The sequence below is a fragment of the Phormidium sp. CCY1219 genome (assembly GCF_035615515.1).
In the GTDB taxonomy this organism is placed as follows: domain Bacteria; phylum Cyanobacteriota; class Cyanobacteriia; order Cyanobacteriales; family Laspinemataceae; genus CCY1219.
The window spans coordinates 1-455 of record NZ_JAJENT010000752.1; the positions used below are offsets into that span (position 1 = coordinate 1).

Genomic DNA, 455 nt, shown 5'->3' on the forward strand with positions numbered 1-455 from the left:
TAGATGCAGATATTGCAAAATGCTTCGACCGAATTAACCATGATTACTTGCTGTCCAAACTAGATTGTCCATCCGTGTTCAAACGGAGAATTAAACAATGGCTCAAAGCCGGAGTTTTGGAGAATGGCGTATTTGAGGCAACAGAGTCAGGAACCCCACAAGGTGGAGTCATTAGCCCACTCCTGGCCAATATTGCCTTACACGGGATGATAAATTCGGTAGTCAATGCCTTCCCTAAATCCAAATACATTGACGGAAAGCAAGATAAAAATTATCGTCCGAAAATCATTCGATACGCCGATGATTTCGTGGTACTTTCGCCGCACAAAGAAGTCATACTAAAAGCCCGCAACTGGATTGAACAATGGCTTAACGAAGTTGGATTAAAGCTCAAGCCCGAAAAGACAAGAATTTGTCATACCCAGGAATTATCGGAAGAAGGGGGAGAACCAGGT

General features: G+C 43.3%; 1 protein-coding gene. It reads left to right on the forward strand.

Annotated elements, in window-relative coordinates:
* The coding region (locus LKK83_RS22755; protein WP_324633669.1) for a reverse transcriptase/maturase family protein at positions 1-455 on the forward strand (455 nt) is incomplete at both ends.